Origin of the sequence: Coleofasciculus sp. G2-EDA-02 (assembly GCF_040226375.1) — a bacterium.
Lineage (GTDB): Bacteria > Cyanobacteriota > Cyanobacteriia > Cyanobacteriales > Coleofasciculaceae > Coleofasciculus.
Map to the genome: position 1 here is coordinate 1 of NZ_JAVKEW010000176.1, position 20,744 is coordinate 20,744.

The 20,744-nt window shown below is 46.2% G+C and carries 17 protein-coding genes; 6 read left to right on the top strand and 11 right to left on the bottom strand.

Annotated features, from left to right (window positions below; genetic code table 11):
* Positions 1 to 273: 273 nt before the first annotated feature.
* Positions 274 to 1,110, bottom strand: a complete 837-nt coding sequence (locus tag RLO19_RS20825; RefSeq protein ID WP_446359346.1) for an inositol monophosphatase family protein — start codon at positions 1,108 to 1,110, stop codon at positions 274 to 276.
* 758 nt (positions 1,111 to 1,868) lie between these two features.
* Here RLO19_RS20825 and RLO19_RS20830 point away from each other — a divergent pair.
* Positions 1,869 to 2,294, top strand: a complete 426-nt coding sequence (locus RLO19_RS20830; RefSeq protein WP_446359347.1) for a DUF1824 family protein — start codon at positions 1,869 to 1,871, stop codon at positions 2,292 to 2,294.
* A 54-nt stretch (positions 2,295 to 2,348) separates the two neighbouring features.
* Here the strand turns inward: RLO19_RS20830 and RLO19_RS20835 are convergent, their stop codons facing one another.
* Positions 2,349 to 3,323, bottom strand: a complete 975-nt coding sequence (locus tag RLO19_RS20835; protein WP_446359348.1) for a vitamin K epoxide reductase family protein — start codon at positions 3,321 to 3,323, stop codon at positions 2,349 to 2,351.
* A gap of 60 nt (positions 3,324 to 3,383) precedes the next feature.
* Positions 3,384 to 4,232, bottom strand: coding sequence for a photosystem I biogenesis protein BtpA (gene btpA, locus RLO19_RS20840; protein WP_446359349.1), 849 nt, complete (start codon positions 4,230 to 4,232; stop codon positions 3,384 to 3,386).
* Between the two features lie 723 nt (positions 4,233 to 4,955).
* Between btpA and rimO the strand changes: the two genes are divergently transcribed.
* A complete protein-coding gene (rimO, locus tag RLO19_RS20845; RefSeq protein ID WP_446359376.1) occupies positions 4,956 to 6,293 on the top strand; it encodes a 30S ribosomal protein S12 methylthiotransferase RimO in 1,338 nt (445 codons plus the stop codon).
* 115 nt (positions 6,294 to 6,408) lie between these two features.
* On the top strand, positions 6,409 to 7,803 hold the full coding sequence (locus tag RLO19_RS20850; RefSeq protein WP_446359350.1) for a DEAD/DEAH box helicase: 1,395 nt from the start codon (positions 6,409 to 6,411) through the stop codon (positions 7,801 to 7,803).
* Between the two features lie 53 nt (positions 7,804 to 7,856).
* Here the strand turns inward: RLO19_RS20850 and RLO19_RS20855 are convergent, their stop codons facing one another.
* Entirely contained in the window at positions 7,857 to 7,991 is a 135-nt protein-coding gene (locus RLO19_RS20855) for a hypothetical protein (RefSeq protein ID WP_446359351.1), read from the bottom strand.
* On the opposite strand from RLO19_RS20855, the gene thrC reads away from it, so the two are divergent.
* The gene (gene thrC / locus RLO19_RS20860) at positions 7,990 to 9,120 is read left to right on the top strand and encodes a threonine synthase (RefSeq protein ID WP_446359377.1); all 1,131 of its coding nucleotides are present in this window, start codon (positions 7,990 to 7,992) and stop codon (positions 9,118 to 9,120) included. The two genes, RLO19_RS20855 and thrC, sit on opposite strands and share 2 nt — an antisense overlap.
* Before the next feature lie 8 nt (positions 9,121 to 9,128).
* On the opposite strand, the gene RLO19_RS20865 is transcribed toward thrC, so the two are convergent.
* The 6 genes from RLO19_RS20865 to RLO19_RS20890 form a co-directional block, all read right to left on the bottom strand.
* Positions 9,129 to 11,162: a leucine-rich repeat protein gene (locus RLO19_RS20865; RefSeq protein ID WP_446359352.1), complete on the bottom strand. Its 2,034-nt coding sequence runs from the start codon at positions 11,160 to 11,162 to the stop codon at positions 9,129 to 9,131.
* 176 nt (positions 11,163 to 11,338) lie between these two features.
* Positions 11,339 to 12,112, bottom strand: a complete 774-nt coding sequence (locus RLO19_RS20870) for an HAD-IIA family hydrolase (RefSeq protein WP_446359353.1) — start codon at positions 12,110 to 12,112, stop codon at positions 11,339 to 11,341.
* Between the two features lie 46 nt (positions 12,113 to 12,158).
* Complete coding sequence (locus RLO19_RS20875) at positions 12,159 to 13,805, bottom strand: iron uptake porin (RefSeq protein WP_446359354.1); 1,647 nt, start codon at positions 13,803 to 13,805, stop codon at positions 12,159 to 12,161.
* 244 nt (positions 13,806 to 14,049) lie between these two features.
* A complete protein-coding gene (pstS, locus tag RLO19_RS20880) occupies positions 14,050 to 15,069 on the bottom strand; it encodes a phosphate ABC transporter substrate-binding protein PstS (protein ID WP_446359355.1) in 1,020 nt (339 codons plus the stop codon).
* Between the two features lie 162 nt (positions 15,070 to 15,231).
* Positions 15,232 to 15,777 (bottom strand): hypothetical protein, encoded by a 546-nt coding sequence (locus RLO19_RS20885; protein WP_446359356.1) that lies wholly within the window; start codon positions 15,775 to 15,777, stop codon positions 15,232 to 15,234.
* A gap of 321 nt (positions 15,778 to 16,098) precedes the next feature.
* Complete coding sequence (locus RLO19_RS20890) at positions 16,099 to 16,224, bottom strand: hypothetical protein (RefSeq protein ID WP_446359357.1); 126 nt, start codon at positions 16,222 to 16,224, stop codon at positions 16,099 to 16,101.
* A 154-nt stretch (positions 16,225 to 16,378) separates the two neighbouring features.
* Between RLO19_RS20890 and RLO19_RS20895 the strand changes: the two genes are divergently transcribed.
* Complete coding sequence (locus RLO19_RS20895; RefSeq protein WP_446359358.1) at positions 16,379 to 17,455, top strand: ATP-dependent 6-phosphofructokinase; 1,077 nt, start codon at positions 16,379 to 16,381, stop codon at positions 17,453 to 17,455.
* Between the two features lie 369 nt (positions 17,456 to 17,824).
* On the opposite strand, the gene RLO19_RS20900 is transcribed toward RLO19_RS20895, so the two are convergent.
* Positions 17,825 to 18,727 (bottom strand): cation diffusion facilitator family transporter, encoded by a 903-nt coding sequence (locus RLO19_RS20900; RefSeq protein ID WP_446359359.1) that lies wholly within the window; start codon positions 18,725 to 18,727, stop codon positions 17,825 to 17,827.
* A gap of 188 nt (positions 18,728 to 18,915) precedes the next feature.
* Between RLO19_RS20900 and RLO19_RS20905 the strand changes: the two genes are divergently transcribed.
* Positions 18,916 to 20,598, top strand: a complete 1,683-nt coding sequence (locus tag RLO19_RS20905; protein WP_446359360.1) for an NAD(P)H-quinone oxidoreductase subunit 4 — start codon at positions 18,916 to 18,918, stop codon at positions 20,596 to 20,598.
* The last annotated feature ends 146 nt before the right edge of the window (positions 20,599 to 20,744 follow it).

Here is a 20,744-nt window from a genome sequence, read left to right on the forward strand (position 1 = left end):
AAGCAAAATCTAGGGGAGGGCATCCCCAAAGTAAAGCTGTAGGAGTTGGAGCCTCTACGCAACAGGAGCGCAAGCCTGGTAGAGCAAGTTTTGACGTTGAATACAGAATCCCACGCGCTCTATCGCCGTGGGAGTGTCAAAGCTTCCTAATTTAGCCTGTACTACACCTATGGACAAGATTTGTCCATATAACCATCAGCACTCATCCACCCGACTTTCGTCAGACAACCAATGACAAATGACAAATGACTCTTCAAGCAATTTGACTTTCTGCTAAAAAACTAAAGTTTTTTCGTGGTTTTGCTCCCAGCGTTGAATAGCCTGGAGAACCTCTCGTAATAAATAGCCAGAACCACAGGCGACATAATCAACAATATATTCAGATTCCAGACTGAGAGACTCCAGAGAAGTGCCGCGAAAATCAACCAGATAACCGCCGGCTGATTTTAAAATTGGATAGGCGAGTAAATTATAATTTCCTGAAGCATGACGACATTCGACCAGAAAATCAGCAGCGCCTCGGGCGATTTCACAAAACTCCATGGCTGAGTTATCGATTGAGCGAATATCCCTACAGTATAACCACAAGGGGAAACTGCCGCTCAATTTTTCTTTAGCACGATGATAGCCTGGATGTAAGTATGCGATCGCGTCGTTTAGTGAAACTTGAGAGTGACAGTAAATTTTACTATAGTCTTGAGTGTGGGCGCTTCTGAAATAGGCAGTGTTCTGGGTTCCATAGTAGCAGTCTCCGGTACGTAATCCTCGTACATACGCAAAGTCTAGATCCCCTAAGGTTACGTCGGATGATTTTGCCGCGATCGCAATAACGAAAGACGGATCGCCGACTTGACGTAGCCAGTTTGATGCTCCATCAATCGGATCGACAAATATAGAGTAGCCAGCGTGAGGGTTTCGCTTAGGGTGTTCTCCGGCGAGATAAAGGTTGATGGGATAGTCGGCTAAACAAGAACGGATAATTTCACCAGCTTGGCGATTAATTTCATGTTTGGCTTTGCTATCTATTATTGACTGATTTTGGTAGGGGAGTTTGTCTAAAAAAGTCGCTAAATTTTTGGCAATTTCTGAACAGATGGGTAAATAATCCATAATTCCAGAACTCCTCTGGGGAAATCTACACCCTTAATGTTTCCCGGTAATACGCCATATTACCTCAACATACGGGCATAAATTCAGTAAAAATGTACTACAGGCAACTGATCAACTTAGTCTGACTGGGAACAGTTGGCAGATTAAATAGGCGCTCTAGTTCTTGGATAGGTTGACGACAAGTCGTATCGAGGTTGGGCATTTCCTGCCTACAGTGCGAGCAGAACCAGTAGAGACGATGGTGGCTAATGTGCCGTAGTAAGGGATGGGAGCAGCAGGGACAGGTATTCATGAATCTTGTCAGATTTTTTTTGATGTTTTTTTATTTATAAGTATCATTTTTACCTAAAGTTCTTTACTAAACCTTGATCAGTATCTCTGAGAAGTTGTGATAATAAAGCCCCAAAAATGTGATTCATTTTACAGGAATTGGGTGATCAGCATCATATTGAAGTGGTATCAAATCTAATTGTCTGGAATTTAGACTACCGACATGGCACATCTTAATTGTGAGTTGAGAACCGGAAGCCGTCTTCCCTAGCGGAGTCACACCCGCTATTAACTGAGCAGTGAAGATCTTGGGGGTGTAATGAAACTCCAGCTTGTCAAGAATACGTCTGGCTTCAGCCGGGATAAATGCTTTGTAAAGAGATGCTCCAATGTGGGGGACTTTGTTTGTGTAGCAGCGATTTCAATCGCCATGGCAACCGGTAAGTAAGGTACAATTCTTACTCAAGTTTTTTTGATAACCGCCAGTTATGTCTACCCAAAACTCTACCCCTCTCACCATCTCAGACGCTCAAGCACTCCTCAACCCCTTCAATTGCATCTCCGTTCAACCTGTGGTTTCAGATTCCGAAAAAGAGAAGCTGCGGCAAGCCTTAGCGTTACTTGCCGAGCATTCAGATTATCAAATCTTTGGTATTTGTGCGGATACAGCGGCTCAGGGTTTATCGGCGCTCAAAGCCTATACTCAAGCTTTAGGATATCAACCGAATCTTGACCTGACTCCGATTGAGGGAGCGGTTTATATCAAATACAACGGCAATTCAGGATTGTGTTACATCGATTCCTATACGGGTGAGCATCGAGGTGTTTTAGTATCCTGCCAATCTTCCTTTGAAGGGGGTATTAATGAAATGTATGGTCATCTACCCCTCGATTTATTTGAATCGTTAGATTAATCCTTTATTTGTATTAACCTTGTAGAGACGTTGCCGGCAACGTCTCTACAGTTCTCAGCGAGGCAATTGGTACTTAAAGTCGCGTTTTCCTTGGTAGTTGGTTAAATCTGCCAGTTCTTCCAAACTCTGAACCCCAGGGTACAACTGACCATTGATTTCCCAAGTCGGATATCCTTGTATTCCCGCTGCTTGGCAAACTTGAGGCTGAGGATTTTCACCAGCCGGATGACACTCGATATAATCGATTTGGCTAAAGGCTTCCTTGCCAAACAACTGCTTTTGATCAAAGCAGTGGGGACAAGTATACGCACCATATTCTTTAGCACCCACGGCTGTCAGATGACGAGCCAGTTCTATTTCCGCTTCGCCAGAGGTTGTGGTTACTTTCCAGCCGTAAGGAGCTTGAGGCGCACCCGATGCTGTAGGAATTACGCCACCGTCTGCACCGGCAGTCGTTGTCGATTGGCTACTCATGCCATAAACGCCCAATGTGCCAATCAACGCTACCATACCGACAACAATGCCAGTGAAAAACAGTTGTCCCACATCTTCCCACTCACGCCCAATTATCGTCAGCACGAATAAGGCGATTGAGCAGAAGGCGGATACGAGGCAATAGATACAAAACGCCTTAATTACAAAGGACATGAGATAGACGAGGTAGCCGCTGAAAACAACCATTGCGGTTGAGCCAGCAAACATCAGCAGCCAACTCCAATCGTCTACTTGTCGGCGAAAGTCTTTGTTATCCGATGATTTAACAAGTTGGGGCGCAAAGGCAAATACCGCGATCGCAGTATAGGCTAAAAAGCCAAATAAGCTCAGTGGTATGCCCAAAAGCCAAGCATAACTACTACTTAAGACAGCTTGACAGTTGATTACATCGCCTGTGGGACATACGGCTTCTTTAAATACCCCTGTTTCCACTAGGGTGAGATAAGCAGTATCTAAAGCACCAAGAATCGCGATCGCACCAATGATTGGGCGGGACTGGCGATGAATCCAGGGAGCAGAACGTCGGCGTCTCATAATTTGTCTATCAGCACTAACAATTTCGGGAATAAGCGAGAAATTTATGGCTCACTCCTACTATGAATGTAACTTGACCGAAGGCATGGGTTGCGGCGACGCTTTCGTGTTAACACTACGTCGTGCCGCTTCCACAAATTGACTGACGCGAATCGGGTCAATGGGTTGCTCAATACGCCCCCGTCGCTTCAGGGAACTGGAGACAATCACACCGTCTGCGGCTTGCATTAAGGTGGGAATATTTTCCCAGTTGGCGCCACTACCGATAAAAACAGGAGTTCCATTGGCGGCGGCTGAGGCTAATTCTAAGTCTTCTAGACTCGGAGGACTACCCGTTGCCCATCCGGAGAGGATGACGCCATCGGCTAAACCCCGTTCAATGGTTTCTTGTACGGCTGTGGTCAAATTCGGTGATCCCAAGGGGCGTCCATGCTTAACCAAGACATCGGCTAAAATTTTCACATCACTACCGAGTTCCCGGCGATACCGCAACAGTTCATAAGCTTGTCCTTCGATCAATCCTTGATCCGTTGCCATGACGCCGGTGAGAACATTGACCCGGATAAACTGGGCGCGGACACAACTGGCGATCGCGATCGCGCTTTTGGCATCATTGCGTAAAACGTTGATCCCCAGCGGTAAGGTTACTAAATTCATCAGCCGTCCGACAATTAAAGTCATCGCACTGACGACGGCGGGATCAACCTGGTTTTTCGTGAAGGGAGCATCAAAAAAGTTCTCCACGATCACACCATCGACTCCCCCTGATGCCAGCGCTGTCGCCTCTTGTTCGGCTCGATCAATCACCGCTTTTAAACTCCCCCCCCAACGGGGAGAAGTCGGCAAGGGCAACAGATGCACAACGCCAATAATTGGATTGGGTGTCTTGAAAATTTGTTGTAAGTTCACGTATCTACCTGAAAACCGTTCACAAGAATTTGACCAAAAATAATGGGATTTAAGCCCCGTCCTTATAGGAGGGCTTTTGTCCTATAATTGTAGTGGTTGAAACCCCCACCTAAGTTTGCCGTCGATATACCACCGATAAAGGTGTTAAACCGAGCCTGAACCAGCAATAGGAAAGATCGAAGGAACCCGGGTTTTAATCCAACTTGGAGACAAAGGAAAGTATTGTTTGATGCTATGAAGCGATCCATCATGTAATCGCGGCAGGGCATTCCGAGACTAAAAACGGACGTGGAGAGAGTTTAAGACCTCATTAGAGGCTGTTTTTGTCGTAGCGTCATTGATGCCACCGTTAGATGGGGTTACGTAAGCCGACGCTCGCTAATAGTCGCCCTTCCCCTAGTCAAGCGTTAAGTTTAGATAAAATAGCCGAGCGTATTGCGTATATTAATAAAATTTTATATAAATAAGTAACGGGGTTAAACTAGAGCATCCAAAGAACATCCGTACTACTACTAATGGAGCAAGGGTAAACTCTAAGGCTATACCCCTATCAATCCAGTAACGCTGGGTAAAAACGTGAGCAGGATTCAATCAACCTGCACTCTGTATGGGTTTTCTCCAGGGAGTTGACAGGTAACTGTTCACGGCTCAGTGCTTACGGATACGAGTGCTTATAACAGAGCGCAACTCTACTCCTCTAGTGCAGATTGTAGTAATAACCGCATGGGCAACAAGCCAATCATTGCCATTTCTCATTTAGGCTGTGAAAAAAATCGTATTGATACAGAGCATATCCTGGGTCTGCTGGTTAAAGCAGGCTACCCAGTCGATAGCAACGAAGATTTAGCCGAATATGTTATTGTGAATACCTGTAGCTTCATAGAGGCAGCGCGGAAAGAATCCGTTCGCACCCTAGTTGAGCTAGCTGAAGCCGATAAGAAAATTGTTATTGCTGGCTGCATGGCACAACATTTCCAAGAGGAATTGTTGCTGCAATTGCCGGAAGCTGTAGCTGTAGTGGGAACAGGTGATTATCAGAACATCGTCGAAGTGATAGAACGGGTGGAAGCCGGAGAACGGGTCAAAGCCGTCTCAGCCGAACCCACGTATATTGCCGATGAAACAACGCCGCGCTATCGGACAACCTCAGAAGGAGTCGCTTACCTGCGGGTAGCAGAAGGATGTAACTATCGGTGCGCCTTCTGCATTATTCCGTATCTGAGGGGAAACCAGCGATCGCGCACAATAGAATCGATTGTGGCAGAAGCTGAACAATTGGCATCCCAAGGAGTGCAGGAATTAATCCTCATTTCCCAAATCACGACCAACTATGGCGTAGATCTGTACGGAGAACCAAAGTTAGCTGAACTATTACGGGCATTGGGTAAGGTGGACATCCCTTGGATTCGGATGCACTATGCCTACCCAACAGGTTTAACTGAGCCAGTAATTGCCGCAATTCAGGAGACTCCTAATGTTCTGCCTTACTTGGATTTACCCCTACAGCATTCCCATCCAGAAATCCTGCGTGCCATGAACCGTCCTTGGCAGGGGCGAGTGAATGATCAAATTATTGATCGCATTAAAGCCGCCCTGCCGAATGCGGTACTGAGGACAACCTTTATCGTAGGGTTTCCGGGTGAGACACAGCAGCAGTTTAACCATTTGCTGCAATTTGTCCAGCATCATGAGTTTGACCATGTTGGTGTGTTTACTTTTTCTCCGGAAGAGGGTACACCAGCTTATAACTTGCCCAATCCAGTCCCCAAAGCCGTCATGGAGGAGCGTCGCCAGACGCTGATGGCAGCTCAACAGCCGATTGCGTTGAAACGAAACCAAGGTGAAGTGGGCAAGATCGTTGACGTTCTGATTGAGCAAGAGAACCCCTCAACCGGGGAACGGATCGGTCGCTCAGCTCGATTTGCCCCTGAGGTCGATGGATTAGTCTACGTCCAAGGCGAAGCCCCCTTGGGGACCATCGTGGAAGTAGAAATCACCGATGCTGGCATCTATGACCTCTATGGTTCTGTAGTCCCTAGTCCACTGTCAGTTGTCCTTTGACTTGAGTCGATTAAGGGTGAGGGAGAATGGCAATTGCTAAATACCTAACCTAGACTCCTGATAACTGACCACTGATCTTAACCATCAATAAAAACTCACAACAAACGCTTGCATTATGACCCTTTCATTCAATACTCTGGGCTTATCTGAAGAACGCATCCATCAACTTGAAACATTAGGTTTTGATACACCAACAGAGATTCAATCTCAAGCCATTCCGGAACTGTTGGCAGGGCGAGATGTGGTCGCTCAATCTCAAACGGGTACAGGGAAAACCGCTGCCTTTTCCCTGCCTATCTTAGAACAGATAGATCCCCATGTCCGAGGTGTACAAGCCCTGATTCTTGCGCCGACGCGGGAATTAGCGCGACAAGTCGCCGATGCTATTCGGGATTTCACAGGTACTCGTCGTGTCGGTATCCTCACCGTGTATGGGGGGCAAGCCATTGATCGCCAAATTCGCATGTTGCAACGCGGTGTACAAATGGTTGTAGGTACGCCAGGACGAGTGATCGATTTGTTAGATCGGGGAGATCTCAAATTAGATCAAGTCAAATGGGTGGTATTAGATGAAGCCGATGAAATGTTGAGCATGGGCTTTATCGATGATGTGAAGAAAATCCTCAAGCAAGCCCCCAGTGAACGCCAAACTGCCTGTTTTTCGGCAACAATGCCTGGGGCAATTCGGGATTTAATCAATAATTTCCTCAAATCTCCGGTGACGGTAACGGTTGAGCAACCTAAAGCTACCCCAGCACGGATTGAGCAGCGGGTTTATATGATCCCCCGTGGCTGCTCAAAAGCTAAAGCCCTACAGCCAATTCTGGCACTTGAAGACCCAGAAGCTGCGTTAATTTTTGTGCGGACGCGGCGGGCAGCAGCAGAACTGACCAGTCAGTTACAAGCTGCCGGTCATAGTGTTGATGAGTATCATGGCGACCTCAGCCAAAGCCAACGAGAGCGCTTATTGTACCGATTCCGCCAGAGTCAGGTGCGCTGGGTGGTGGCAACGGATATTGCCGCACGGGGTCTGGATGTGGATCATCTTACCCATGTGATTAATTACGATTTACCTGATCAGGTGGAAAGTTATATTCACCGGATTGGTCGTACCGGTCGTGCGGGTAAAACAGGAATAGCGATTTCCTTGATTCAACCCTTTGAACGGCGCAAACTGCACCAAATTGAACGAAAAGTCCGGCAGAACTTACAAGTGTCTCGGATTCCGACGCGATCGCAAATCGAAGCGCGGCGCTTGGAAAAACTGCAAGATCAGTTACGAGAGGCACTCGCCGGAGAACGTATGGCATCATTCCTGCCCATCGTGCGGGAGTTAAGCGAAGAATACGACCCCCACGCCATCGCCGCCGCCGCGTTGCAAATGGTCTATGACCACACGCAACCGGAGTTAGCTGCTGTCGAGGTTGAGTACAAGGTCGAACGTCCGAAAGTGATAAAGCGTGGTAATAAGAAATCCAAAGAATCGGTAACTCAAAACCGTTCTCGGTAATTGATTGAGTTCATCCCATGACCAAGAGGCGTGGGATGAATTTGTCTGATGTCTTATGTCGAAGAGTTCTTGCACTTAGTTAGGGCGGGTTTAGTAACATCTAAGTGGCAAGCCGCGATAATAGTTAAACCCGCCCCTACAGACGTGCCATGGTACGTCTGAACACTTAAAAGTTTTTTTTCGGTCATTACCATGACTCTGTCTGCTACCAACACCCCTCAAACAAAAGAGACTTTTGCCCAGTCTTGTCAATGGTCAGGTCTAATTGAAACCTATCGGTCTTATTTACCTGTCACCGCATCAACTCCAGTGGTGACTCTTTTGGAGGGAAATACACCTCTGATCCCCACTCCTGCCCTTTCTGAAGCGGTGGGTAAGGGAGTTAAGGTATTTGTCAAATATGATGGTCTTAACCCGACAGGTAGCTTTAAAGATCGAGGCATGACCATGGCGATTTCTAAGGCAAAGGAAGCTGGGGCGAAAGCCGTTATTTGTGCCAGTACAGGGAATACCTCTGCCTCAGCGGCGGCTTACGCCAGTCGGGGGGATATGCAAGCTTTTGTGTTAATTCCGGATGGGTATGTAGCCCTGGGGAAGTTGGCGCAGGCATTGGTTTATGGGGCGCAGGTATTGGCAATTGAGGGAAATTTTGACGACTGTTTGCAAATTGTGCAGGAGTTAGCCGCAAATTATCCAGTAACGTTGGTTAACTCGGTCAATCCCTATCGGTTGGAAGGTCAAAAAACTGGCGCTTTTGAAATTGTCGATAATTTAGGGAATGCCCCAGATTGGCTGTGTATTCCGGTGGGAAATGCGGGGAATATTACGGCGTACTGGATGGGCTTTTGCCAGTATCATCAAAATGGGTTGTGCGATCGCTTACCTCGGATGATGGGATTCCAGGCGGCAGGGGCGTCGCCGTTGATCCTGGGTGAACCTGTGGCGCATCCGGAAACAATCGCCACCGCGATTCGGATTGGGAATCCGGCAAGTTGGGAGAAAGCTGTCGCGGTAAAACATGCCAGTCAGGGAGAATTTCATAGCGTTACCGATGACGAAATTCTCGAAGCCTATCGCCTCTTGGCATCACAAGAAGGAATATTTTGCGAACCCGCTAGCGCCGCATCAGTGGCGGGGTTATTAAAAGTGAAAGATCAAGTTCCGACGGGAGCAACCGTGGTTTGTGTGTTGACGGGGAATGGGTTAAAAGATCCGGATACGGCTATTCAACACTGCAACAACCAGTTACAGCGAGGAATTAAGCCAACCACAACCGCCGTCGCTGAGGTGATGGGATTAAGTTCTTCAGGTTGGTGAAGTACAGTTTATCCAAGTGATTTTTTCGAGGGAGGAGAAGATTGAGAACCCAGTACCACGTCTCCAGGGCGAGGGGATGGAAAATCGCGCTGGGGTGTCCCTAAGACTACGTTTCCTATGGGATTTCCCGATAAATCTAGCTTTTGCAGGTCAGTTAGTTGAATAATACTTTCCGTTATATCTCTTATCTTATTGTTCCGCAAATCCAGCTTTTGCAGGTTAGTGAGTTGGGTAATACTTTCCGGTATCTCTCTTATCTGATTTCCCCTTAAATCCAGCGATTCCAAATTAGTAAGTTGGGCAATATATTCCGGAATCTTTCTTATCTGATTGTTCGATAAATACAGCAGTTCAAGATTCGCCAGGTTGCCAATGCTTTCCGGTATCTCTCTTATCCGATTTCTCCTTAAATCCAGCGATGTCAGGTTAGTGAGTTGGGCAATACTGTTCGGTATCTCTGTTATCTGATTATTCGATAAAGATAGCCATTGTAGGTTAGTGAGTTGGGTAATACTTTCCGGTATCTCTGTTATCGGATTATTCGATAAAGACAGCCATTGTAGGTTAGTGAGTTGGGTAATCCATTCCGGTATCTCTGTTATCGGATTGTTTGATAAGTACAGAAATTTTAGGTTAGTGAGTTGGGTAATCCATTCCGGTATCTCTGTTATCTGATTGTTCGATAAATACAGCTCTTCCAGATTATTTAGTTGGACAACAATTTCCGGTATTTCTGTAATGCCTTTATTTGATAAATCTAGTTCTATTATCTGATTATTCGCTAAATTCAGCCTTTCTTGGCTAGTGAGTTGGATAATACATCCCGGTATTTCTCTTATCGGATTATTCGATAAATCCAGCCATTGCAGGTTAGTGAGTTGAGTAATACTTTCTGGTATCTCTGTTATCTGATTATTCGACAAATACAGCTCTTCTAGATTAGTGAGTTGGGCAATACTTTCCGGTATCTCTGTTATTTGATTATTCGATAAATACAGCGTTTGCAGGTTAATGAGTTGGGTAATACTTTCTGGTATTTTTGTTATCTGATTATTCGACAAATACAGCAATTTAACGTTAGTGATTCGGGCAATATTTGCAGGTATCTCTCTTATCTGATTTCTCGTTAAATCCAAGCGTCGCAGTTTGGTTATTTGAAAAATTGCGTCTGGAATTTCTGTGATACCTTTATTCGATAAATCTAATTCTGTTATCTGATTATTCGCTAAATTTAGCCTGCCTCGGCTAGTGAGGTGAACCATGCATTCCGGTATCTCTGTTATCTGATTATTCGATACATCCAGCCATTGCAGGTTAGTGAGTTGGCTAATATGTTCTGGTATCTCTGTTATCTGATTATCCGATACATCCAGTTCTTCTAGATTAGTGAGTTGGGCAAGATATTCCGGTATCTCTGTTATCTGATTATTCGATATATCTAGCCATTGCAGATTAGTGAGTTGGGCAAGATATTCTGGTATTTCTGTTATCTGATTATTTGATATATCCAGCCATTGCAGATTAGTGAGTTGACCAAGATATTCTGGTATTTCTGTTATCTGATTATTTGATAAATACAGCGTTTTCAAATTAGAGAGTTGGCGAATATACGGCGGTATCTCTCTTATCTGATTATCTGATAAATACAGCGTTTGCAAGTTAGGGAGTTGGCGAATATACGGCGGTATCTCTCTTATCTGATTATTTGATATATCCAGATATTCCAGGTTAGGGAGTTTACGAATATACGGCGGTATCTCTGTTATTTTATTACTTGATACATCCAGCCATTGCAGGTTAGGGAATTTAGCAATATTCTCCGGTATCTCTGTTATCTGATTTTTAGATAAATCTAGATATCTCAGGGTAGTTAATCTGGTAATTTCGTCGCGAATTTTTGTAATACCTTTCTCTGATAAATCTAGTTGCCATACTCCCTCTTGGGTAGCTTGAGCAATGATTTTGACTAATTCAGCACGAGGGATTCTGATTTTTGTATCACTCGATACTTTTTTGGGTTCAGTCACTTGTTTATTAGTCATTCTGCTATAACCTCAGTCTTACCCGTGAAACCACGGTTTTATATCTGCCTAAAATTAGATAATACTCCCTAGAGCCTCTCTTTTGCTATATTGTTAAATAAACCTCTTAACGCTCTTTATGGTCATTTAGAACAGGTTTATAATATGTAACAAACATCTAAGTATTTCCAGAAAAGTCAAGGGACTAAATCCCCGACTCCTGGCAAAATATAGTGGGGACGATAGGCAAAATGGATTAAATCCTCTTGGCGTGTGACTCCAGACAAAACCAACACCGTCTCGATTTCTGACTCAATCCCGGCAATAATATCTGTATCCATGCGATCGCCAATGATGGCTGTATCCTCGCGACGACAGCCCAACTGCTTCAGAGCATGGCGCATCATTAAGGGATTCGGCTTCCCGACAAAATAGGCTTTCGCCCCCGTCGCCAGTTCCAACGGTGCAATTAATGCCCCTGTCGCGGGGACAATTCCTTTCTCACTCGGTCCTGTTAAGTCGGGATTTGTGCCAATTAGTTTTGCTCCTTTAATCATCAACTGCGCCGCATGTTCTAACTTCTCAAAGCTATAACTGCGCGTCTCGCCCACCACCACATAATCTGGGTTGGTATCATTCATCGAAAACCCAGCATTATACAGCGCATTTGTCAACCCCGCTTCCCCAATCACAAAGGCACTTCCTCCGGGACATTGTTGAGCCAAAAATGCAGCCGTCGCCAAGGCGCTAGTGTAGAAATGTTCTTCGGGGACTTCGACGCCTAACCGCTTCAACTTCTCCCGCAACTCCCTAGGCGATCGCTCGCTACTATTGGTGAGGAACAGAAATAGCTTTCTCGACGCCTTCAACCAGTCCAAAAATGCCTCCACTCCTGGCAGTAAGCGGTTGCCGTGGTAAATCACGCCATCCATATCACAGATAAATGCCTGTTTGCCGCGTAGCTCATTCATCTACTACAAGTCTTAAAAATCCTGGACTCGATATCACCCCGTCAACCTAAAAACTAAAGATGGTTCGCATCAATCCCACCCAAAGGGTATCATTATTTGCATTATGTTCAGGATTGGTAATCATCACCAAGCCGGGAGTGATAAAAATTCGATCACTCAGGGGATAAATATAGGATAATTCAAAATGTAACGAGGTATCCTGATCTTCTCGCTCAACAATATCATTATGGGTCACTTTCGGCGGCATCCCCACCACAAAATTTAATTGACTGCCTAATTTCCCCACATCCAGCACAGCCAGTGTAATTGCCCAACTCCAGATCTCGGCATCGGCGCCGGATGAACCACTCAAACCACTCACAATCGGTGAAGCTTCTGCATGTGCCTGAAAGTAGCTCAGCCAACCACCGAGAATCATCTGATCGTTTAACTTGTAGGTTGATTGTAAGCCCAAAGCGTTGGAAGAAGTAGCGGTACTTCCACCAAAAGGTAACTGAGCCAATTGACTGCCCTTAGACGCCGTTATATTAACCGTTGAACCCGGTTCAGGGGCATAATAACGACCATAGGTTAACGCCATGCTAAACTCGTCTGATGGGGTAAACGTTACCTGACCTAAAGCGGTATATTGACCCTGGAAAAGTCCCTCATCTGGATTACTACCCGACGTGGTTAAATAGGTTACCCCAGCCGCAAGTTCATCGGTAAATTGGTAGTAGGCTACGGTTCCTGCACCAAAGGCAAAGGAGTAAATCGGGCTTTCAGCACCAAAATTTGAAATAGAAGAAACCGGATTCAGCGCCGGAAAAATCCGAGTCGGAAAATCAGCCGCTGGCGTGATCGCCACGATTCCGCGATCGCCGAGGGGGTATTCGTAAAATAGGGTGCCGATGATCACATCATTGCCCGTATTCACCGCACCAATCAGACGAGTCATATCGGTTCCCGTCACGCTACTGCCCAAATTATTCCCATTCCCGGCGAGAATCCCGGTTCGCAATCGATCTCTACCCGTAAAGCTAGTATCCAAACTCAGACTGACAAGGGATGAGAGGGTGAGGGTGTCATCCAAGTCTTCTGAGGGATTTTCGCCCCCAGGAACCGCTTGGCGATCGCCAAACGCCCCCGCTATATTAAAATTGACACCACCGCGTAGAATTGTTGTCGTACTGAATGTCTGATCCTCAAGACGCACAACTGCTGCATCTAGGATATCTAGTTCCGTGATTACTGTCTCTAATTCTGTCGCAAAATCGGCTTGTAACCGTTGCAGAGTGGCTAAGTCTTCTTGGTTAATCCTATTGGCGTTGGCGTCAGCAATTAACCCCTCCATCCGGCTCAAACAAAGGTTAAGTGTCGCCGCAAATTCATAACGGGTTAACGCCCGATTACCCTCAAAGGTTTGGTCGGTTGAACCTCTTAAACAACGGTATTTTTCCACCAAACTACGCAGTGCCTCATAGGCCCAATCCCTAGGACTCACATCGCGCAATTCACTCACCGACGTGATTTGAGCCAGGGGGGAATCCGGTTGGCTATCGTCTTCAAAGGGCAATTCAAGTGTTGAGGGTGTCGGCGGATCAGCGAAGGGCAGATCAATCGGCTCGGCTTGTGCTGAAACTGGGGATATAATTAGGAGATTATAACCCAGTAGGGCTGATATTACTGCCAATAGCGCACTCTGTTTGTTCATAATTTTTCCTTTAGTCCTCCTCATCCCCAACCCAAGTTTTTTATCTGACGTTTCACTGCCTATTTTTGACCCTTCGCGACTATCTAGGTAAACCGGGCGCGTATTCCTGCATCACCTTCCAGGGAACTTGGCGTTTGTGTAGGGGCGGGTTTTACGACTATCTTTTTTGTTGCACCCAGATGTAGCTCGCGCCCGCCCCGAATTTCCCCGTTTCCCCGGTTTTTTCCCCGGAAAAGCCAGGTTTTTAATAGGGGCGAACCTTCAATTCTGTATTTACCGTTTCGATCACCTTTTGAGCGACATCTTCGGGAATTCTCGTGTATTCTAGCTCTTGATTAAACTCTTGTCCCCGCGTCATGATCCATCTCAACAAGTCTTGAGTGTCTTGGACAAGGGTTTGATTCGGATATCTTTTATAAATAAGTAGCCAGGTTAAACTGACTAACGGATAACCATCCTCTGGATCATTAATATTCTCCGTAGTAAAATCCGGGTTAAACGTGACATTTTCCAGAGCTTTCTTGGTTTCTGCCAACGTCGGTTTAACATAACGTCCCGCTTGATTTTCCAGCAGAGCCACAGGCAGATTATTCCTCTGAGCAACACCCGCTTGAACATACCCAATTGCCCCATCAATGCGCCGCACCTCTGCCGCCACGCCACTATCCTGGGGACGCGCCGCGAAAATATCAAATCCCCAATCGGGTTCTCGGCTGGCTTCTATCTTCCCCCCACTAATTTTATTTAAGTATTTCGTCAAGACAAAGGTAGCACCGCTACTGTCCGAGCGAACAATCACTTGAATTTCTTTATTCGGAAAGCGGGGATTTACCTGTTTCCAATTGCCAATTTGACCCGTGAAAATCTTGGCAAGTTGTTCGCGAGAGAGTTTAATATTCGTGGGGACATCTTGAAGATTATAAACAATAGCCACAGCCCCTCCCCCAGTCGGCACCATTAGCAATCCATCTTCCACTTGATTTTCCTCAATCGGAGTGGGAATTAACGTGGTTGCCCCAAAGTCTACGGCTCGCTCCATAAATTTGCGAATGCCACCGCCACTGCCAATGGCTGTGTATTCAATACTGTTGCCGGTTTCCTTTTCGTATTCGACGCTATAGCGTTGGTAAAGGGGTTGAGGAAACGAAGCCCCAAACCCTTTAAGAACTTGAGCAGAAACAGAAATTGTCGTGAAAGGAATAGTCGTTGCGGTTAATGCCACAGCTAGAACTTTCGACCAATTCGTGAATGTAAACGTCTTCATAAATCTCTGGCGTCGTGCTGAACAGTTTCTCACCGAAGTCGGTTGATATAACTCAACCCAACTCTATTAAATTCTGTAAATACTCCTCAAATCCTTAGCAATGACAAATGACAAAGGACAAATGACGATCCCCAGTCTTTAACTTTAATTTTTTCCACCAACTTAGGAACGCTGTAGTTGATGAATAGTGATTTGCTTCGTATCAGCCGAAATTTCAAACCAGAAATCATTATCCAGAACAATTTCATAGACAAATTCCCCGAGACGGGTACTGCGCCACGTACTGACAATGGAGGCGTTTGGTTCCCACCGTTTTAGCGCTTTGATCACATCTTCCGGAACCGCACTGCGCTCAATTTCTTCGTCCACCTCAACAATTTGTCCATTGGGAGTCGCATCAGCCCAGAATTCAAAGCCTTGCTGGTTTTGACCTCTTAATTCATAAACAATAGACCCATCCGGCTTCATTTCAATGTTTGCCGCTGTGGGTTCAGCACCTGTCACTGTTCGCACCGCCGCCATAACTGGAAGGGGTACGTCCTCAAGAGCTATTTCTCGTTCGATTCCGCCAAAGGTTTGGGCGAGTAAAATAGTTTGGGGATTAGGGATAGATTGAGCCTTTGCCTCACCCAGATTCATGGAGGAGGTAAGAATAGCTATTCCTGTCGCTATCACGATTCTATACTTAGTCGTTGTACTGAAAATCATTAAATTTTTCGTTTTCTCTTTTTCTTTCAATCTTTAGTAAATACACAACGGAGATCATTTTGTCAAGTCATAAGTCTCTTAAAGAAAGTTTTAGCCTTGATATATTCACAATAAATTTAATTTGTCAATAAAGCGGCTCTAATGACAAATGAAATTCCTCTAAGACCTGGTTGATCCATGTTCTGGATTGAAGCAGGGCTTTTTAATCATCATTGTCTTAACCGCAGTGCGGCTTGATACTCTCAGATTACAGAAAATTGGCTATCTTGGACTAGATGTTTACAGACCAGGAAAGGTTGAGGTTTTTTGCCATGAGGGAATTTAGAACCCTGTTTGCCAATATGGGTTAACGCTGACTACCCTAGACGTACCACTGAGCAAGCGTTTTTGAGGCAAACGACTCTCTAAGACGAGTGCCACAACTGCACCACTCAATCGGGCTTGCACTCGATCCTAATTCAGCTTGATTCTAATCCCAAACAGTAAAACTGTAGTTGTGGTGTCAGGGTGCTGTCAGAATGTCTGGGGAGTAAACCTGTCTTTGATGATCAAATAGCCTTCGTTAAAGCCATCCACAATAATACACACTTGAGATCGACCTATGGAAACTCGCAAACGGATTGGTCTACTCACCAGTGGCGGTGACTGTCCCGGATTAAACGCGGTCATTCGCGCTGCCGTTAGACATGCTACTCTGAGTTATGATTGGGAAGTTTTAGGTATTCCCTACGCCACCCAAGGTTTATTGGAAGGCAAATCAGTCTCACTGAATGTTCACGGTCTTGACAATCGGGGAATCGACCCACTCCTGAGTACTGGTGGTACTATCCTCGGTTCAATTAACAAAGGGGATACTGAGGCTCAAGCCGATCAGATTATCGCTGGTTATCAGAAATTAGGTCTAGACGCCCTGATTGTCATTGGTGGCGACGGGAGTCTGGCGATTATGAACCAGCTTGCCCATCAAGGGGGTATGAATATCGTGGGAGTCCCCAAGACGATTGATAATGATGTGGCTTTCACGAATCTAGCCGTTGGTTTCGATACGGCGGTTAATACCATTGTTGATGCCTTATCTCGTCTCTCTTACACGGCGGCTAGTCACGATCGCGTCATGGTGGTTGAGGTGATGGGGCGCGAAGCCGGACATTTAGCCCTGAATGCAGGCATTGCTGGCGGTGCTGATGTGATCCTGATTCCGGAAATTCCCTATTCAATTAGCGGAGTTTGTCAACATATTACTGAACTTCGCGATCGCTGGAATCGCCGCTTTGCGATCGTTGTTGTGGCTGAGGGGGCGAAAACCCTTGAGGGTCAAGAACGATACTACACAGACGCCCTGGGTGAGATCCGATTACGGGGTATCGGAGATTATGTGGCTGACCAGATTTCTCACTGTAGCGGGAACACGATTGAAGCACGAGTAACCGTTTTAGGTCACGTTCAACGGGGTGGTGCGCCCTCTGCTTTAGATCGCTTGCTTGCCACCTCCTTTGGTAAAACGGCTGTAGACTTAATTGCCAAAGATGACTATCAAAAAATGGTCGCTTGGCAAAATGGAATAGTCGTCAGCATTCCCATTGATGATGTGACTAGCAAAAGTCCGATTTTAGTTGATCGCCATCACCCCCTAGTGGAAACAGCTAGAGCCCTCGACACCTATATTGGAGAGTTTTAGGTAACGACCAAGGACGGCGGTAAGACAAACTCTGGAGCATTTTTACATGAGGTTAAACTTATCCCAAAAAACTACCGCCGTCCCCCAACAAACCCTATAAAAATGAATTATGAATTATGCATTATGCATCTGAATTCCCTTTCCCTCACCCCAGGCGTGCGCCCTCTAAAACCCGGTACGCCAGTTCAACCCGGGTAAATCCAGACAACTGGGCGACATTGAAGATAATCGGCGTGCGATCGCAAATGCCATTGTACACCGGGTAAATGGTACGCGCTCGATGATGGGCGATGGGCGCACACCGTGCGCCCCTACAAACGGGACTTTTGAATCAAACCCAAATGACCAGTGGCGAATGACAAATAACAATTAAACACGATTTTCTGGAGCCAGAGTGCAGGGTTGACTCGGATCACCCGTTTCGATTTGGATCGTCGGATGTTCAATGCCAAACTGGTCATGCAGATGCTGGGATACCCTCACTAAAAAATCATCACCGGGATACCCTTTCGGTATCACCAGATGAGCCGTTAACGCTATTTCTGTGGTACTCATCGCCCAGATGTGCAGATCATGGACTTGAGCCACCTCAGGGAGTTCAGTCAAGTACGTGCGAATAGCAAGGGGTTCAATCCCTTCGGGAACCGCATCCAGAGCTAACTTCAGCGACTCCCGAAACAGTTGCCAAGTATTCACCACCACAACCGTAACAATAATTAAACTGACAGCCGGGTCGAACCACAGCCAACCCGTAATCAAAATCGCAATACCCGCCAGCACTACCCCCACAGAAACCAGCGCATCCGCCGCCATGTGCAAAAAAGCACCGCGAATGTTCATATCTTCTTTGCGACCTGACATGAACAGGAGTGCTGTAATGGTATTAATCACCACCCCAACAAAGGCAACCCCAATCACAACACCACCGGGTACAGATTGAGGATTAAAGAACTTACTAATCGCTTCCCACGCCACTGCACCCATCGCCACCAGGACAAGGGTAGCATTTAAAAGAGCCGCCAAAATCGAGGAACGACGGAAGCCGTAGGTATAGCGCTGGGTTGGGGAACGCTGGGACAGCAGACTCGCACCCCACGCCAGAATCAAGCCTAAGACATCACTGAGATTGTGACCTGCATCCGCCAGTAACGCCAGGGAATTGTAGAAGATACCCGCAGCGGCTTCAACCATGACAAACCCACCATTGAGAATTAAACCAATGGCAAAAGCGCGATTGTAGTTGAAGGATTCGTGATCGTGATTGTGGGACATGCACTTAGTCGTTCAAAACGCTTTGAGCAACCGGTTCGATTTTTTCATTGGCTTTCCCCCCTTTCACTTTACCCTGGTGATGGTGGGGAGATGCTTTATGGTGATCTAAGATAAATATTTATGAAAAAATGTTACAAAGCTTAGTAAAATAACATTATCCGTTAAGTAAGTATTTTTTCTCATCGCCAATGATAGCAAATTCATTTCCCTGGCTGAGTGCGATCGCCCTCCTACCGCTCGTTGCCTCTCTTGCCATTCCCCTACTGCCAGATAAGGGGGGTAAAACGGTGCGATGGTATGCCCTCAGTGTTGCGATCGCGGACTTTCTATTAATGCTGTACACCTTTTGGCAGCATTACGACGCCAGCAATGCCACATTTCAACTCACCGAAAAGTATACCTGGATACCTCAATTAGGTCTGAGTTGGGCTGTTTCCGTGGATGGACTGTCACTCCCCCTCGTGCTTCTGGCTGGATTAGTGACAACGCTTTCCATTTTCGCCGCTTGGCAAGTCGATCACAAGCCTCGCCTCTTCTATTTTTTAATGCTGGTGCTATATTCGGCACAAATCGGCGTCTTCATCGCCCAAGACATTCTGCTCCTATTTATTATGTGGGAACTGGAACTCGTTCCCGTTTATCTCCTCGTCTCGATTTGGGGGGGACAGAAGCGTCAATACGCCGCGACCAAATTCTTACTCTATACTGCCGCCGCTTCTATATTTATTTTGGTAGCTGGGTTAGCCATGGCACTCTATGGCGAGGGTACAATCAGCTTTGATATGGTTGAACTGGGTATCAAAGATTACCCCTTAGCTTTAGAACTCCTACTGTATGCCGGATTGTTAATCGCCTTTGGTGTTAAATTAGCAATCTTCCCCTTACACACCTGGCTTCCTGATGCTCATGGTGAAGCCTCTGCACCTGTATCCATGATTTTAGCTGGGGTACTCCTGAAAATGGGCGGATATGGATTAATTCGCCTGAATTTAGAGATACTCTCCGATGCTCATGTTTACTTTGCCCCAATTTTGGCGATGCTGGGGGTTATCAATATTATCTATGGCGGATTGAATTCTTTTGCTCAGCCGAATATGAAGCGGCGTCTTGCTTTTTCCTCTGTGTCTCACATGGGGTTTGTCCTACTTGGGATAGCCTCGTTCACGGACTTAGGCATCAGTGGCGCAATGTTGCAAATGATTTCCCACGGCTTAATTGCCGCCGTGCTATTCTTCCTGGCTGGGGTTACTTATGATCGTACCCACACCCTAGCCTTAAATAGTATGGGTGGTATTGGTCAGGTTATGCCCAAGGTATTTGCCCTGTTTACCGCCGCCGCGATGGCATCAATTGCCCTTCCGGGAATGAGTGGTTTTGCTAGTGAACTTTCTGTCTTTGTCGGTGTGACAACCAGCGATATTTATAGCTCAACCTTCCGCACAGTGACTGTCTTCCTCTCGGCGTTGGGATTGATTCTTACACCCATCTATCTCCTCTCTCTACTCAGACAAGTATTTTACGGAGCAGGCATTGCCCCAACCTGTGATATTGATAATGCCAACTTTGAGAATAAGGAAGAAGAAGGCGCGGTTTGCTTTGGTACGGATTGTGTTTTGCCTTCTAATGCCGTCTACACCGATGCTCAACCACGGGAAGTGTTTATTGCCGCTTGCTTTTTAGTGTTAATTTTGGGTATTGGGTTCTATCCTAAACTCGCCACCCAGCTTTATGATGCCAAGACAGTAGCGGTGAACACGCATCTACGAGAAGCTTATTTCCAAGTCGCTCAAGACAAGCCCCAGATTTATGCCCAAGGATTTTTAGTGCCTCAAATTCAGGAACCTGTAGCAACGGTTTCCTATAATCGCTAGTTTCTCGAATTTTCTCGGAAATTGCCGGCAATATTCTGTAGGGGCGCACCGATGTGCGCCCCAACCATGTCATAAATTCAATAGCTAGGTTCTACAACAACGAAAAAAGTCTATGTGGCTTTAGCCTGGAGGGGTCAAACCTGTCT